We start from the raw sequence: 17,393 nt of genomic DNA, 5'->3' as shown, positions 1-17,393 counted from the left end.
TAAATTACAGAAAAGCCAATAATAACGTAGGCTTTTGGGATTATTTAAGCATATGAAACAACTGGTATTGCAACTACAAGCGCATCCTACTTTTGCTAAAGTGTGGCATTGGGTAAAGCTCATTGCTATTACAGGCGGGGCGCAAGCAGTGGTACAAGCTACTGGGTTGTTGAGTGGCATTTTGATTATTCGTTTGTTACCCGTTGAAGAGTATGCATTGTACACTCTAGCTAATACCATGCTGGGAACCATGACGGTTTTGGCTGACGGAGGTATCTCGGCAGGGGTGATGGCAGAAGGTGGGAAAGTATGGCATGATAGAGAACAACTTGGCTTAGTTTTAGCTACAGGTTTAGATTTGAGACGAAAATTTGCTTTGGTAAGTTTATTAATACTGATCCCTATACTTGTTTACTTATTACAAGTTCATGGCGCAAGCTGGTTAATGACTATTCTGATTGTTGCATCCTTGATTCCAGCTTTTTTTGCAGGATTGTCAGATTCTTTACTTCAGATTGTCCCTAAACTATACCAAGAGGTTGTTCCATTACAAAAAAACCAAGTGGCTGTGAGTGCAAGCCGTTTATTGCTTACTGGACTGTTGATATTTTTATACCCTTGGTCTTTTATAGCTTTATTAGCAAATGCTATCCCTCGAATTTGGGGGAATTTCATGTTAAAAAAAACAGTTTATTCAGTTGTTGAACTTTATAAATACTCAGACAATAGATATAAATATGAAATCTTAAAAATGGTCAAGAAAATACTGCCTAGTAGTTTATATTATTGCTTTTCAGGAAATATTACAATTTGGATAGCATCTATTTTTAGTAACACCACCTCAATTGCTCAAATAAGTGCTTTAGGTCGTATAGGTATGATTTTAAATATTTTTACGGTAGTTTTTTCTACTTTAGTAATACCAAGATTTTCAAAATTAATTAGTAAAAGTAATGTTTTACTTAGGTATTATTTTCTTGTTCATTTTTGGCTTATTGGATTTTTTTTAGTTATGATTTTTGTTTTTGCAGAATTATCCCCGTATATACTTGGTGTTCTTGGAAAAAATTACGATAAGCTAGAAAAAGAATTAATATTAAGTTTGATAGTAAGCGTTTTAGCTACAATGTCTGGTCTTTCAAATGGACTGTATGTATCTAGAGGGTGGGTAATAAACGCATTCACTGGTATACCTTTAGTTCTTACAATAGATATTTTATTAATTTTTTTTATTGATGTATCTAGTACGACTGGTATAATTACTTATAGTATTATTGTGAATTCTATTGCGTTCTTAATAAATTTCTTTTACGGGATGTATAAAATAAAAACACTTTAAATTTTTTGAAACATGAAGAAAATATTAAAAAAAATACTTTCATTTTTTAACTTAAAAGTATCTAAGTCTTTCGATAATAGAAGAGATAAAAAATATTTTTCAAAGTTTGGTGTAAACCCAATAGAAATAGATTATAATTATAAAGAAAACAAACTACGTTTTATAGAATTAGATATTGATATTGATTTAAATAGAGAAGTGTTTTTTGTTGAAAACTATCATGTTGTAAAAAAAATGATTAATATATATGACGCTAAGTTCTATAAAGATAATGGCGATATTTATATTAATGTAAATGGATTGAGAATTAATTTGCAAACATCTGAAGAGTTTTTTATAATAAATGAAGTTTTTGTTAATGGTATTTATAATTTAAATACAGATGATGAATATATTTTGTTTGATATTGGTATGAATGTTGGTATTACATCCCTATATTTTGTTTCTAAAAAAAATGTAACTAAAATATTTGCATTTGAACCATTTGAATTGACATATAACCAAGCAATAAAAAATATTAAAATTAATAAATTTGAAAAAATAATAAATACGTATAATTATGGACTTGGGGGTGAAACTAAAGCCATGACTGTTGATTATGTTCCAGATTTTAGAGGTAGTATGGGAAAAGATGGTGTTCCTGATTATTTGAGACAAAAAATATCTTTCTCAATGAAACAAGAAATTAATATTGTAGCAATTGATAAAGTCTTTTTAGATATTCTTAAACTTAATCCCTCTTCAAAATTTGTGTTTAAAGTTGATTGTGAAGGTAGTGAGTATGAAATAATAAAAAAATTGGATGATTGTGATCTTCTAAAATATATTTACGCTTTTTTTATAGAATGGCATTTTAAAGGACCGAATGAAATTAATGAAATTTTAGTAAAGAATAAATATCAAGTATTTTCATTTGATGATTATAACAATGAAACTGGCATGATTTATGCTAGCCGTAAAATATAGTTGATATAACCGAAAAATATCAATACACTATTTTTTGTTTATATCAAGTTGTAGTAAATTTTGCTAGTAAGCTCTTTTTTGTGTTTTTAGATGTATGAAAACAGGATTTTTGTTAAATAAAGTATCTTGGTTTGGAAAATATTCTGGTTACGAATGTTTAGTTGACTATATGTCTGATTTTACAAAAATCAATTTAGTTGAGCCAGTTGATACTAAAGTAAATAGGTTTTTTGGTAAATTTTTGAAAATAAATTATGATTGGAACTTTGTTCGTTCCGATGAAGCATTAGCTGGTTTTCGGTTTGTTAAAAATATTTCTAAGCAAGATGCTTCTCATATTTTATATTTAGAAAACCATTTGCATTTATTTAACTCATTTGATCTTAAAAATAAAAATTTGATTGGGACTATACATCAGCCCTTTGAACGATGGATTGAGAGTAAACTAGCTTCCCTTGAAAAACTTGATAAATGTATTATTTTATATAAAGAAGAAATGGAATTGTTTAATAAATATATTGATAATTCTAAATTTTATTTTATTCCTCATGGAGTAGATATTGATTTTTTTGATATTTCTGAAATAGAAAATACCAGAAATGATAAAATCCTTATAGTTGGCCATTATCTTCGCAATTTTGATATGTTAGAAAGAGTAATTTTGAAAATTGAGAAAGATATTTCTAATAAATTTGAATATAACTTTATTATCCCAGACTTTTTTAGAAACAGTAAAGCTTTAATTAGTTTGTCTAAAAGAAATAATGTTAAATTTCATAGTAATCTCTCTGATGAACAGTTATTAAACTTCTATCAAACTTCAAGTTTGTTATTAATGCCAATGGAAGATAGTGGCGCCAATACAGCTATTGTTCAAGCAATATCAACTGGGCTGCCAGTTCTCACTACTGATGTTGGAGGAATTAGAAGTTATGGAGGGGGAGATGTTTTTCCAATAGTAGCCAACAATGATGATATTCATATGGTTGAACTATTTTCAAAATATTATTTTGACGCAAGCTTTAGGCAAAATATTGCAAAAAAACAGCGGCAATTTGCTTTGGAATATTTAAATTGGAATAAAGTTGCTGCCGAACATATTAAAGTATATAGTAGTCATTTATGAATACAATTGTCTGTACACTTTTTGAAGGGAATTATCATTATGGAGTTGTTTCTTTAGCTAATTCACTATACAAGCATGGCTTTAGGGGTAATATATATGCTGGTTACAGAGGATACCTACCACATTGGACTAAAAATGCGATAGAAAATAATTTATTACAGTGGAATGGCGCTACTACGATAACCGTTAATGAAAATCTTGTTATTCATTTTTTACCACTTGATACTAGTTATCATTTGACTAATTATAAGCCAGATTTTATGTTAAGATTATTGAATAAATATTCATGTGATGCTATATGTTATTTTGATCCCGATATAATTATTAATGCTCCTTGGAGTTTTTTTGAAGAATGGCTTAATTGTGGAATAACACTTTGTGAAGATGTAAATTCACCCCTTGAAAAGTTTCATCCTAGACGCGTAGCTTGGCGTAATTATTATCTTAACTCGCCAATTGAATTAATGTTTAAATCTTCAATTTATGTTAATGGAGGATTTGTTGGACTTTTGACGAGATATATTAATTTTTTAGACACTTGGAAAAAGGCTCAAGAGTTAATGGCTAGTGCTGTAGGTGGGTTGAATAGATCAAAACTACAAGGGCATCAATTACCATTAAATGTATCTGGCCCATTTGCTCCTTTTAGTGCTACTGATCAAGACGCCTTAAATATAGCAATTGAAGCTTCTTTTTTTGATTTTAGTTTTCTGCATAAAGAAGCTATGGGGTTTGAAAATGGGTTATGTATTATGCCACATGCTCTAGGGGTAACAAAACCATGGAATTTTAAACCATTCTTATCTTTAATAAAGGGTAATCCGCCAAGATTAGTTGATAAAATTTTTTGGGAGTTTACAGAAGAGCCAGTCCGTGCTTATCCTTCTTCTAAAGTACTAAGAATGAAATTTATAATAAAAGTATGCACCTTTTTGAGTAGATTTTATAAGAGAGTTTAAGTGTATGAAAATCATTTTTATCTGTTCCAGTCTAGAATTGGGAAAAGATGGCGTAGGAGATTATACAAGGCGATTGACTGGAGAGCTGATAAGGCAAGGCCATAGGGTGAGTATTGTTGCTTTGCATGATAAACATATTAATATCATAAAATACGAAATTCAAATAGACCAAAATTCTGAAATAGATACCTTACGTTTACCGAGTTGTATTTCTTGGAATAAGAGAATAGAAATAGCAAAAAAATATGTGAATGAATTAAATCCAGAGTGGTTAAGTTTACAATATGTACCTTATGGCTATCATAACAAAGGATTACCTTTTTTCTTGCCTAAAATACTTCAGATGATTGGGCCTGGAAGAAAATGGCATATCATGTTCCATGAAATGTGGATAGGAATTACAGTAATTTCTCCTTTAAAACATAAAATATATGGCCTTTTTCAAAGTTATATCGCAAGAAGTATAATAAGAATATTAGCTCCTGAAAAAGTAAATACTTCAAATAAGTTATATCAGTTAGTTCTAAAAAGTAAAAAAATTGAAAGCGATATACTGCCCTTATTTAGTAATATAAGATTTGTGAAACTGAATAAGGAATATGCTGATGATTTCTCTGAAAGGTATAATTTAAAAGTTAATGATTTATATATTATTGGTCTATTTGGTGATGTTTCTAGCTCGGAAAATATAAAGATAAAAATAGAAGAAGAAATAAATAGAGTGAAATATACAAAAAAGCAAGTTGTATTTTTGCATTTTGGGAACGTTTCAGATGTGAAAATATTACATAGTTTAAAAGAATATTTTTATGGTAAATGTCATGTTATAATTCTAGGAAATTTGCCTGAAAATGAAATTTCTTTTTTATTTCAAATGATTGATAAAGGTATGACTGCAACCCCCAAAGAACATCTTGGGAAAAGTGGCGTGTATGCTGCTATGATGCGACATAAATTAGATGTTTTAATTCCTAATGAAAACTATATACCAGAATATCAATCTGCAATAAATTCTTACACTGACTACTTGTTCTCAAGACCCTATTTAGAATGGGATGTTGAACATGTGTCTAAACTTTTTGTTACTTATTTGTTAGAAAAATGATAAAATTAATATGAATAAGACTGAATTTGTGATAAACTCTTTAAATGGAGGAAATGGTGATATATGGATGAGGCTAGTAGGGTTTTATACTGCATCATATTTAATGCCTTCTTTGAAATTGAAGATTATTATCCCACCACATTTGTTAGGGGTTGCATCTGTTTTTTCTGATAGATTGTGCTTAGTGGAAAAACTTACAGAAAAGCCGGATGTGACATATACCAGTTTAGGGCTTAAAGATTTACTACCCTCAATTTTGAGAGGAAATAAGTTTGTGTCTCCATATCAAAAAATGATTTTTGAGCAAAAAAAAAACAAGAAGATAAAAGATTATGTTAATAGGTTTTTTTTTGAAATTTCTAATATGCTAGGTGTGGTTCAAATGCCCTCTTTAAAGCACACTGAATGTTATCAGGGATATTTAGATATTATAGGAATTTTTTTACTAAATAAAATATCTTATTCGGACTTTGTAAAACAATTGGAAGTAGATTTTCTTCTTATATGGGAACGATTAAATTTATTTAATAAGTTATCTGATGATTTATGGGTGCCAGATAGTTTAAATAATAGTTGTATTATTTTTCCCACCGGCACAAGTAGACAATTTATGCCTGTTTGGTGGGCTAAAAAAAATTTTCCTGATGCTTATTATGCCTTTTATATTAATGATGTTGATGCCAAAAAATATTCAAATGCAGGCTTAAAGCTATGTTTTTATAAGAGACCAGAAGATATTATTGTATATTCTAAAATTGCTCAGAATGTTATATCTACTGATAGTTTTCCTTCACATTTACTGCAGTTTTCTATTTTAAATAGTATCATTCTTTTAACTGAATCTAGAAAAAATAAAATAGTTGCCCCCTGCTTTAAAGGGGTAATCGTAGAATCAGAGGCACAATGTCACCCTTGCTTACATCTAGATCGGAGTAATCATCCCAAATGTGAAGCAGGGTATACTGAGTGTCTTAACTGGAAAAATTCAGTATATACAGAGAGAATAGTAGAAAATTTTTATTGATTTTACATGAAACGCCGTGGGGAAAGTAAAGTTTTTCTATTTTGAGTGTATTAGGATTGTTGCTGCTTTTTATGTTTTTTTGTGTCATTTTACATCTATTTCTTTAGGTGAAGAACTATACTTACAGTACTCCTACCTTGAATGGGCTTTTTTTGCCTGTGTACTATTAATTCTTTTATTATATTACTTTAGGGGTGATTTTGCTTGTTAAAAATAAATACTTTGTCTTATTGCTTTTTTTGTCAGGTGTTAAGATTCTTCTTTTTTTTCTTGTTGGCTTTTGGGCTTTTGGGATGCTTTTTGTTTTATGCGAGAGAAAATAACATTTTCAATAGAATATGTTTTTTTTGATCTCATCTTTTATGTTGATAGGAAGACATATGGATTCTCGTATGATGCCATTGTATAGAAGTAAAAATTTAAATTCTTTGAATGGGGTATCACTTGTTTTTTCTTGGAATTATAACGAATATTTTTTGTACTCTTATTTTTTTCTGTAAATATGTTTTGTGTGTTCAAGATTGTTTTTTTTGTTTGATAGATTAGCTATGGATACTGATTGAAAATTAGAGTTTTGGAAATGTAAAGTTGATTTTGTTTATTTGTTTTTTGAAAAGGAAATAATTGATTTAGCAAAAGTAAAAATGTTAATTAAGAAATGAATATTTCTGTATGCATCCCTACATACAATCAGGGAGATTTTATAGAAGAGGCTATCTTAAGTGCATTTAATCAAACCTTGACACCTCAGGAAATCATTGTGTACGATGACTGTAGTACAGATAATACATCTCAAATATTAAATAAATTAAAAAAAGAAATTGCAATATTAAAAGTATTTTCACAGCCTGTTAATCAAGGTATTGCAAGAAATGTGGATATGTGCTTAAGAGCTGCCACAGGGAAGTATATTGTTAGATTAGATTCAGACGATATTCTTCTTCCTGATTATTTAAAAAAGCTTACCAGTTTGATGGAGCAATACCCCGAAGCTGCTTACGCACATGGAGCTGTACAGGAAATTGATAAAAATGGAAATTTTATTAAATATAGGAATCTCTTTAGAAAAAGTGGGTACCAATTTGCCGATGAAGCGTTAAGGTCTGCTGTTTCAGGTTATAGAGTTGCTGCAAATATTATATTATTTAGGAAAAGTGCTCTAGAAAAGGTAGGGTATATTGCTTCTAAAGTAAATTTTGGGGAAGATTATTATTTGGCAGCAAGTTTGGCCGCCCATGGATTTGGTAATATTTATCTTAATGAGTTGTTAGCTTACTACCGGGTTTGGGTTGATAAATTTTTTACCAGACCCAAAAGGAAATTAGCGGAGATTCAAGGCTACAAGGCTTTATTTGAAGAAATTTTAACTCCAGCTTTTACTAAAAGGGGATGGGGAGTAGGTATATTAAACCGCAAAAAAATGTATTTTGCATGTAATCATGCTGAATCTATAGCTTCAGATTTTTTTAGTGAAGAAGAAAAAAAGGAACTTTCTCAATCACTTCTAAGTTTGTCTTCACACTTTTTTGTAACAGTGACCATATGGGTATACAATAATAATCTGGGGATAATCCTAAAGGGTTACAAAAAAATAAAGTTTAACTTGGTAAGTTTTATAAAAAAAATAATAAGATAAATTTTGTGATTTATATGAAAAATAAAATTCAATCAATGCCAACTTTTCTTGAATTTTTAAAGAATATTGTCTCGATAATGCCTCGTGGACGAATGCCCCTCCTTAATATTTTATATAGATATTTTCCTTATGGATTATTTTGGGGTAAATGGCAAGGGATTAAAATGATATTCAATTTTCGCGATAGAGATTCTTGGATGTTATATTTTAATAAGGTCTCTGAGCGATATCAGACTCCCTATTTTAAACTATTTTTATCTAGTGGTATGAAAATGGTAGATATAGGAGCTAATAATGGTTATTATTCCTTGCTTGCTAGTACATTAGTAGATAAAATAGATATTTATGCTTTTGAAGCAAATCCAATCTTGGTAGAACAGTTAGAAATTGTAGTAAATGAAAACCAATTAAAGGACAAAATCAAGATAGTTAGTTGTGCTGTAAGTGATAAAAATGGAATAGAAAAGTTTGATTTTTCTAACGCAAGCCATCAAGGTACAGGACATATTGTTCTAAATGAATTAAAAGAAGAGTTAGTTCCTGTAAAGTCTATTACAATGGATAGTTGGATGAATGATAATAGAATTGATTATGTTGATATTATGAAAGTTGATGTAGAAGGGGCTGAGATGAATGTGTTAAAAGGGATGGAATATCATTTGAAATCCCAAGCAATCGGAGTTTTATTTATCGAAGTTCATAATGACTTGTTACCCTTGTTTGGTACGAGTTCTAGTGCATTATTTGCATTTCTTAAATCACAGGAGTACGTAGTTAAAGTTTTGCCCTCTGAATTTGAAATTTTAAAGGGAGATAGATATAATCCCAAAATTGAGAATATTCCTGTTTTTGATTTAGAAAAATTAGATAGTAGAACTGACAATTGGTGGCATTGTATAGCATTTTCAAAGGAAAAATATATTCACTATGAATCATTATTAACATATACTAATTAAATTAAGAATATATCTTTATGTATTCTGCCAAAAATAACATTTTTTATATAGTTGATATTCTACGAGGCTTAGCAGCAATGGGAGTAGTATTATTCCATTCTAGGGTTGACTTATGGGTTGGGTGGAATGAGATAAGAGCAAATCAGTCACTATATTCAACCTTTGATAAAACGATAGCTTACTTATCTTTGCCTATGCCATTTTTAGGTAGCACTGTTATGCTTTTTTTTATTTTAAGTGGATTTTCTATCCATTACTCTAATGTACTTAAAGAAAAAATTGATTTTAAAAATTACATAATACGTAGATTTTTTAGAATTTATCCACCCTATTTAATGGCTGTTTTTTTTAGTATAGTTCTAGAATGGACAGGTGAGTTTTTTTTCCTTAGTAATGTATCGTCTCAAAAAACTGTATTATATACTTTTTTTATGATACAAAACTATCCTCCAATTACAAGTCAGTTAATTTCTAACTCTTCATTGTGGTCTTTGCCTGTAGAGATGGAACTATACATAGTTTATCCTGTGTTTTTTTTCTTATTAAGGCATGTTGGGAAAAAACATACAATTATAATTATATGTTTTATATCATTATTAGCATTAATTATTACATTAAATGGTTACCAATGGCTAGAAGGTAATTTTGCAAAATACTGGATTATTTGGATTTCAGGAGCAGTAGTAGCAGAAAAAATCACAATAGAAAGAATAAAAAAACCAAAGAAAATAATTTTTTTGTTCTTTTTGTTCTTTTTGATGTGTGGAATTTTGATGAATCTTAGCCATGTTTCGCCTGTTATTGCTCATTTTATTTGGGCTATAGCTTATTTTTTTCTGTTTTATTTGCTTGTATACTTTGCTGAAAATGTAAACTTTGTACGTAATAGAGTTAATAGCTTTTTTTTATACTTAGGCAAAATTTCTTATTCAATATATTTAATTCACTTTCCTATTTTTAAAATTTTGGGCTTATTATATGTTGATTTTTTTGGTACTAAACCTACGAATTTGCTTGTTCCAATTCTAGTATCCATACTTATTATACCTTTGGCTGGAGTTTTCTATAAATTTATTGAAAACCCCTCTCATAAAATGGCGCGTAAATGGAGTGAGCCAAGAATTTATAATAGTAACTAATTTTACTTATGATTGTTGTATCTCATCCCACCGCAAACAACTTTGTTAGAGAATTAACAAGAAAGTTGATTGAAGAAAATATGCTTACAAGCTTTTTTACTTCAATAGCTATTTTCTCCCAAGAGAAAATAGATTTATTTCCTAAACATATAGCACAAGATTTAAAAAGACGCAGCTTTGATGACTCATTTAAGACCTATACGCATACATATCCTTGGCGCGAAGTTGGAAGAATAGTAGCTACAAAAGCTCATCTTGAGGTATTAACAAAACATGAAAAAGGAGCCTTCAGTGTAGATGCTGTTTACAATAGTATAGATAATAGAGTGGCAAGTCAATTGCATAAATTTTTGCAAAAGAATGCTAAAATTGTGTATGCTTATGAAGACGGTGCTTTTGCAAGTTTTAAACAGGCTAAAGAGTTAGGTTTGAAGTGTGCATATGATTTACCTATTGCTCATTGGCATAATAGAACACAGCTTCTAAAATATGAAGCTGAACGTTTACCTGAATGGTCTAGAACCTTAGGCGGAGGTATTGCAGATTCTTCAAGTAAGTTGAAGAAAAAAGATACGGAGCTTAAATTAGCTGATTTAGTAGTTGTACCTAGTAAATTTGTTGCAGACTCTTTGCCTAAATGGGTAGATAGCTCCAAAGTTGTTATTTCACCTTTTGGTACTCCTTTTACAACAAATTTGAATCTGACTAATCATGATGCAAAACGTCCAGACAAAAACCGTCCTTTGCGAGTATTATTTGCTGGTTCAATGGGGCAGCGAAAAGGTTTAGCAGATTTATTTGAAGCGATAAAAATACTAAATAGACCAGACATTGAACTAGTAGTAATGGGTTCTTTGCAAGCTCCCTTAAAATTTTATTATGAAGAGCTACCCAATTTTATTTATGAAGCTGGACGGCCTAACGATGCAGTACTTGAGTTAATGAGAACTTGCGACGTATTTTGTTTGCCTTCGATAGTAGAAGGAAGAGCATTAGTTATGCAAGAAGCTATGAGTCAAGGTCTTCCATTGATAATTACTACAAATACTGGAGGTGAAGATCTAATCTCAGAAGGTAAAACGGGTTATTTAGTGCCAATTCGAGCTCCTTATAAAATTGCTGAAAAATTAGATTGGTTTGCTGATCATAGACAAGAAACATTTGAAATGGGGATATTAGCTCAGCAACATGCAAAATTATACACTTGGGATAGGTATGCTACTACAATTATTGCAGCTTTGCGCTTACTAATGATTTTATGATTTATAGGATTGATCATACTAAGTTTTTGGTAAAAAATTTGACTAGAAATAGTAGGAGCCTGTTATGGTTAAAAAAAGGTATATGGCTATATTTTATATTGTTAATTTTTGAAGGGGCTTTACGTAAATGGGTATTTCCTAGCTTAGCTACACCCTTACTTATTGTAAGAGACCCTGTAGCACTATTTATTCTAGTAGTAGCTATTAAACATAAATATTTTGTTTTTAACAGTTACCTAATAATAGCATGGGTTACAACCTTTCTATCTTTTTGTTTTGCACTCTGGGTAGGTCATGGAAATATTACGGTCGGTTTATTCGGGGCTAGGATTATGTTTTTACATTTTCCACTTATATTTTTGATTGGAAAAGTATTTACGTGGAATGATGTTCATAAAATTGGAAAAACCATTTTATGGATTACGTTACCCATGACGATTCTCATTGCTTTTCAGTTTTATAGCCCTCAATCCGCATGGGTAAATCGAGGAATAGGAGGTGATATTACTGGAGGAGGTTTTAGTGGTGCTCTAGGTTATTTTAGACCGCCAGGTACATTTTCATTCATAAGTGGGGTTGTAAGCTTTTATGGGCTTCTAACATCATATATTTATTATTATTGGTTATCTTCTTCACAGAAAGTAAATAAAGTATTATTAATGGTCTGTACTGGATGTCTACTTGCTACAATTCCTTTATCAATTAGTAGGTCGCTTTTAGGGGGAGTTATTGTATCAACAATTTTTGCTCTTATGATGCTAATGAAAAGACCTAAAACTATATTTCGGTTGGTTGCTTCTGGAGTAGTAATAATTATTCTTTTATTTGTATTAACTTATATTCCTATTTTTCAAACGGGAATAGACGCTTTTACGGCTCGTTTTGAAAGTGCTAATGAAGCAGAAGGCGGGGCTAAAGGCGTATTAATAGACCGGTTTCTTGGAGGGATGTATAACGCAATAATTTATTCTGATGATTTGCCTTTGCTGGGATATGGAATAGGGATGGGAACCAATGTCGGTGCCAAACTGATAACGGGAAAAACAACCTTTTTGATTGCTGAAGGAGAATGGGGAAGATTAATTGGCGAAATGGGGATTGTTTTTGGAGTTATCATTATTTTATTGAGAGTAACTTTAGCCAAAAATATTGCCCTAAGAGCTTTCAGAGTTATTAAAAGCAACAACTTCCTTCCTTGGATGCTTTTGAGTTGTAGTTTTTTAAACTTAATTCAGGGGCAATGGGCGCAGCCTAATTCTTTAGGCTTTACTATTATGTCAGTTGGTCTAACGATGGCAGCTTTTAAGGGAACAAAGATGAATCGATGAAAATTGTTTTTTTTGCTCACCCCTCATTTCTGGGCTCTCAAAGTATGCCTCGCTATGCTACATGGTTAAGTGAAGGTATGAGGGTAAGAGGGCATCAAATAGAAATATGGTCGCCCAAAGCCACATTTTTTAACTTAAAAGTTCCTTCAAGACTTAAAAAATGGATGGGGTACATAGATCAGTACATCATTTTTCCAATTGAAGTAAAAAATAAACTAAAAAAACTTCCAAAAGACACTCTATTTGTATTTACTGACCATGCTCTAGGCCCGTGGGTGCCTTTGGTGGCGAATAGGCCGCATGTTATACATTGTCATGATTTTTTGGCTCAACGTTCAGCCTTGGGTGAATTTAAAGAAAACCCCACGGGTTGGACAGGAAAAATTTATCAATGGTACATCAGAAGAGGGTATCAAAAAGGGAAAAATTTTGTTTCTATTTCTAAAAAAACACAGGCTGATTTACATCAATTTTTAAAAGAAACTCCTATAGTTTCTGAAGTTGTTTATAATGGACTGACAAGAGATTTTGAATGTGTTCACAATAAGAATGAAGTTAGAGAAAAACTATACCAAGAAATTGGGGTTAATATTACTGAAGGATTTATACTACACGTAGGTGGGAATCAATGGTATAAAAATCGGCAGGGTGTTATAGAAATTTATGAGGCATGGCGAGATAAATCATTAAGAAAATTACCATTATTAATGATAGGTAATGCTCCTAATGAAAAATTAAAGAGACATTATGAGTTATCAAGATATAAAGATGATATTCATTTTGTGATTAACGCATCGGATGAATTAGTAAAATTAGCTTATCAGGGAGCTGATTTGTTTCTTTTCCCTTCATTGGAGGAAGGGTTTGGCTGGCCTATTGCGGAAGCTATGGCCTCAGGTTGTCCTGTAGTTACTACTCAAAATGCCCCGATGACAGAGGTTGGAGGGGATGCTGCTTTTTATCTTGACCGTCGTCCTTCAACAAAAAATCACTTGACCAATTGGGGAGATAAATGTGCGGTGGTAATAGAGGAATTTTTTACCTTATCCAATGAAGAGCAAATAGTAATTAAAAAAAAAGGTTTAGAGCAGGTTAAGCGATTTGATTCATTTCAAACGCTATCTCAAATAGAGGAAATTTATTTAAAACTAGTAAAATTTGAGAGTACTACGCATCATCTCTAGTATGAATCCTGCCTTAGGAGGGCCAGGGCAAGGTATCCGAAATATGATTCCAGCCCTTGAGCAATTAGGAATAGCCAATGAAGTGGTATGTTTGGATGATACGAAAGCTAATTTTATTACAAAATCACCTTTCACTATTCACGCTTTAGGAGAAGCAAATAACCCATGGAGCTATCATCCTCAGTTATTGCCTTGGTTGAAGGAACATTTGCTACGTTTTGATGCCGTGATTGTGCACGGTCTATGGCTTTATCATGGGTTTGCGTTTTATAAAGCCTTAAAAATCCTTCAAAAAGAAGGAAAACTGATTCCTAAAATGTACGTGATGCCGCATGGAATGCTTGATCCTTGGTTTCAGCGAGCGGAGGGGCGAAAATTGAAAGCGATTAGGAATTGGGTCTATTGGAAGTTGATAGAACAAAAGGTAATACACGCCGCCGAGGGTATTTTGTTTACCTGTGAAGAAGAATTGAGGTTGGCAAGAGAAACTTTCCGACCTTATGCGCCCAAACGTGAACTAAACGTGGGATATGGAATACAACCTCCTCCGTTGCGTTCTAAGGAAATGGAGACAGCATTTTATCAGCAATGTCCTGAAGTACAGGACTCTCCTTATTTGCTTTTTTTGAGTCGTATCCATGTCAAAAAAGGGGTTGATTTGTTAATAAAAGCGTATTTATACCTTAAAAAAGAAGGATTGACATTACCAAAACTGGTAGTTGCGGGACCGGGATTGGAGACCACTTATGGTAAAGAAATGATCCAATTAGCGAGTGTGGATAAGGATATTGTTTTTCCGGGAATGTTGAGTGGAGATGCTAAATGGGGCGCATTTTATGCGTGTGAGGCTTTTGTATTGCCGAGTCATCAAGAAAACTTTGGGATAGCAGTGGTGGAGGCGTTAGCGTGCGGAAAAATAGTGTTAATTTCTGACCAAGTAAATATTTGGCGAGAAATAGAAGCGGGCAAAGCAGGGATAGTTGAGCCTGATACCTATGAAGGCATGGTGAATCTGTTGAAACGATGGTATAAGGCACAGAAGGATGGAGTAACCGAGAATGCGCAAACTACGTTTCTACAGTATTTCTCGGTTGAAGAAGCTGCAAAACGATTTGAAAATACTTTGAACTCATTGAATTCAAGGCCTAGCCAAGATACACATACCGGCCCCTCCTTTTCTCTTCAGAATCGCTTACTAAGGTTGATTTGGGGAATAGCTGCACTTTTATTTTTTAGGTATTCTCCCCGTCCTTTGCACGCTTGGCGAGCGTTTTGCTTGCGTATTTTTGGGGCTAAGGTGGGCAAAGGCGTACACGTCTATCCCAAAGTAAAGATTTGGGCCCCTTGGAATTTGGAATTAGGTGATGAATGTGGCGTAGGCGATGGAGCCACTTTGTATTCCCAAGGGAAAATTAGTTTGGGTAAGAGAGTAGTGATTTCCCAAGGAACGCACCTTTGTGCGGGTACGCATGATTATACAAAAGAAGGTTTTCCGCTGATAACCAAACCCATTAGGATAGAAGATAACGTTTGGGTAGCTGCAGAGGCTTTTGTGCATCCGGGGGTTACGATTGGCGAGGGTGCTGTGGTGGGGGCGCGTTCGGTAGTGACCAAAGATATGCCTGCTTGGATGGTGTGTGCGGGTCACCCTTGTAAACCAATTAAACCACGTGTTATTACTTAATAAATGATGCCTCTTGATTTAACCATAGCGATCCCCGTTAGAAATGAAGCCAAAAACTTACCTTTGTGTTTGGCGGCGATTGGAGAAAATTGGGCCAAGCAAGTAGTGATTATTGATTCTAATAGTACCGATGCTACTTGTCAAATTGCCAAAGCGTGGGGGGCAGAAGTGGTAAATTTTGAATGGAATGGGCAGTTTCCCAAGAAGCGCAACTGGTTTTTAAGAAATCATACGCCCACTACTAAGTGGGTTTTGTTTTTAGATGCCGATGAGTACTTGACTCCTGATTTTAAGAGGGAAGTAGAAGTGGCTTTGAGTAGTGAGGAATACGTAGGGTACTGGCTTCGCTATACGATTTATTTCATGGGGAAACAACTCAAAGGGGGCTATCCCCTGCATAAGTTGGCGTTGTTTCGGGTAGGGGCAGGAGAATATGAACGAATCGATGAAGCCCAGTGGAGTCAATTGGACATGGAAGTCCACGAGCACCCAATTTTGGAAGGTAAAGTAGGTGTCATCAAAAGCAAAATTGACCACCAAGATTTACGTGGAGTAACCCACTATGTCAATAAGCACAATGACTATGCAAGTTGGGAAGCGGCGCGTTTTTTGAAGACGAGTAAAGAAGCAAAGGCAAGTGATAACTGGACTTGGAAACAAAAAATAAAGTATGGATTGATGCGTACACCTTTGATTGGGCCGGCTTTTTTTATGGGCAGTTATTTTTTTATGGGTGGTTTTCGGGATGGCACGCGGGGTCTGGCTTTTGGGATATTGAAAATGGCGTATTTTACGCAAGTGTATTGTAAAATAAAGGAATTAGAGTAATAATATAGACCTGAAGCATTTGTTGTTTTATAATTAAATTTATTTTTAGAATAATCAAAAAATCTTTATGTTTATATTTAGTTATATGCATTAATAATACAAATAACATGAATAAAAAGATAGATAGCTTAGTCCTACTAAGGGCAATCGCAGTTGTTTTGGTTGTTTTCTGCCATTTAGGTCACCCCTTAGAAGATGATGGTTTGTTTGGGTTATTTTTTGAATTAATGCATAATTACGGGAAATATGGTGTTCATATTTTCTTTGTTGTTTCAGGTTTTATTATTCCATACAGCATGTATAAGTCACATTATACTTTGAATAATTATTTTAAGTTTTTATACAAGAGATTAATAAGGTTACATCCACCATATTTATTTGCGCTTTTACTAACTTTAATTATTTCATTTTTCTCATATAAACTAAGGCATTTGAATTTTCCTGAAACATTAAAAAGTGTATTTTTTAGTTTTTTTTATTTTCATGTGCCAGCTGATAACCCTGTTTTTTGGACACTAGCCGTCGAAGCGCAATATTACCTATTAATTGGTATTATTTTTACAATAGACTTGTTCTTTTGCTGATAATCAATATTTTATGATATATTTGCGGTAATTAACATTTTAATAAGTTATTATGAAATCACAAAGAATTAGTATATTTAGTAATATAAAATCTGATAGAGATTTTCGAGCTACAACAGGCCTTAGTAAAGAGGAGTTTAATAGGTTATCTGAAAAGTTTTCTTGTTATTATACTCCAACAGTTCTATCAGGATTTCCTAATGGGTTTGGTAACAATAGTATATTTCAAAACTCAAAAGAAGCTTTGTTTTTTTTATTATATCATTATAAAGT

Annotated in this window: 16 protein-coding genes; all 16 read left to right on the top strand. The window is 32.4% G+C overall.

What is annotated here, in order from left to right; genetic code table 11:
* Positions 1-52: 52 nt before the first annotated feature.
* Positions 53-1,339: a lipopolysaccharide biosynthesis protein gene (locus G563_RS0132765; protein ID WP_028669055.1), complete on the top strand. Its 1,287-nt coding sequence runs from the start codon at positions 53-55 to the stop codon at positions 1,337-1,339.
* Between the two features lie 12 nt (positions 1,340-1,351).
* On the top strand, positions 1,352-2,305 hold the full coding sequence (locus tag G563_RS0132760; RefSeq protein ID WP_028669054.1) for an FkbM family methyltransferase: 954 nt from the start codon (positions 1,352-1,354) through the stop codon (positions 2,303-2,305).
* Between the two features lie 94 nt (positions 2,306-2,399).
* The gene (locus tag G563_RS0132755) at positions 2,400-3,431 is read left to right on the top strand and encodes a glycosyltransferase family 4 protein (protein WP_028669053.1); all 1,032 of its coding nucleotides are present in this window, start codon (positions 2,400-2,402) and stop codon (positions 3,429-3,431) included.
* A complete protein-coding gene (locus tag G563_RS36520; protein WP_051211355.1) occupies positions 3,428-4,390 on the top strand; it encodes a hypothetical protein in 963 nt (320 codons plus the stop codon). The genes G563_RS0132755 and G563_RS36520 overlap by 4 nt, the downstream gene beginning before the upstream one ends.
* Positions 4,391-4,394: 4 nt before the next feature.
* The gene (locus G563_RS0132745; RefSeq protein WP_028669052.1) at positions 4,395-5,495 is read left to right on the top strand and encodes a glycosyltransferase family protein; all 1,101 of its coding nucleotides are present in this window, start codon (positions 4,395-4,397) and stop codon (positions 5,493-5,495) included.
* 10 nt (positions 5,496-5,505) lie between these two features.
* Positions 5,506-6,519, top strand: coding sequence for a hypothetical protein (locus tag G563_RS0132740; protein ID WP_028669051.1), 1,014 nt, complete (start codon positions 5,506-5,508; stop codon positions 6,517-6,519).
* Between the two features lie 658 nt (positions 6,520-7,177).
* Positions 7,178-8,155, top strand: coding sequence for a glycosyltransferase family 2 protein (locus G563_RS36515; protein WP_051211354.1), 978 nt, complete (start codon positions 7,178-7,180; stop codon positions 8,153-8,155).
* A gap of 14 nt (positions 8,156-8,169) precedes the next feature.
* On the top strand, positions 8,170-9,111 hold the full coding sequence (locus tag G563_RS0132725) for an FkbM family methyltransferase (RefSeq protein WP_028669050.1): 942 nt from the start codon (positions 8,170-8,172) through the stop codon (positions 9,109-9,111).
* A gap of 17 nt (positions 9,112-9,128) precedes the next feature.
* On the top strand, positions 9,129-10,250 hold the full coding sequence (locus G563_RS0132720) for an acyltransferase family protein (protein WP_028669049.1): 1,122 nt from the start codon (positions 9,129-9,131) through the stop codon (positions 10,248-10,250).
* Between the two features lie 8 nt (positions 10,251-10,258).
* Positions 10,259-11,512 carry a glycosyltransferase family 4 protein gene (locus G563_RS0132715; RefSeq protein WP_028669048.1) on the top strand — a complete coding sequence of 418 codons (1,254 nt, stop codon included), beginning with the start codon at positions 10,259-10,261 and terminating at the stop codon, positions 11,510-11,512.
* Positions 11,509-12,840 (top strand): membrane protein, encoded by a 1,332-nt coding sequence (locus tag G563_RS0132710; RefSeq protein WP_037328843.1) that lies wholly within the window; start codon positions 11,509-11,511, stop codon positions 12,838-12,840. Before G563_RS0132715 ends, G563_RS0132710 begins: the two co-directional genes overlap by 4 nt.
* Positions 12,837-14,024: a glycosyltransferase gene (locus tag G563_RS0132705; protein ID WP_028669046.1), complete on the top strand. Its 1,188-nt coding sequence runs from the start codon at positions 12,837-12,839 to the stop codon at positions 14,022-14,024. The genes G563_RS0132710 and G563_RS0132705 overlap by 4 nt, the downstream gene beginning before the upstream one ends.
* On the top strand, positions 13,999-15,708 hold the full coding sequence (locus G563_RS37835) for a WcaF family extracellular polysaccharide biosynthesis acetyltransferase (protein ID WP_229598599.1): 1,710 nt from the start codon (positions 13,999-14,001) through the stop codon (positions 15,706-15,708). The genes G563_RS0132705 and G563_RS37835 overlap by 26 nt, the downstream gene beginning before the upstream one ends.
* Before the next feature lie 3 nt (positions 15,709-15,711).
* Positions 15,712-16,536, top strand: coding sequence for a glycosyltransferase family 2 protein (locus tag G563_RS0132695; RefSeq protein WP_229598598.1), 825 nt, complete (start codon positions 15,712-15,714; stop codon positions 16,534-16,536).
* Positions 16,537-16,643: 107 nt separating this feature from the next.
* Positions 16,644-17,120, top strand: coding sequence for an acyltransferase family protein (locus G563_RS0132690; protein WP_028669044.1), 477 nt, complete (start codon positions 16,644-16,646; stop codon positions 17,118-17,120).
* A 52-nt stretch (positions 17,121-17,172) separates the two neighbouring features.
* Positions 17,173-17,393: hypothetical protein (locus G563_RS38760; protein ID WP_037328841.1), on the top strand; the 221-nt coding region annotated here is incomplete at its 3' end.

The organism is Runella zeae DSM 19591 (assembly GCF_000423565.1).
Classification (GTDB): domain Bacteria; phylum Bacteroidota; class Bacteroidia; order Cytophagales; family Spirosomataceae; genus Runella; species Runella zeae.
The sequence above is the reverse complement of the archived record's forward strand: the minus strand, read 5'-3'. Positions and strand labels throughout refer to the sequence as shown.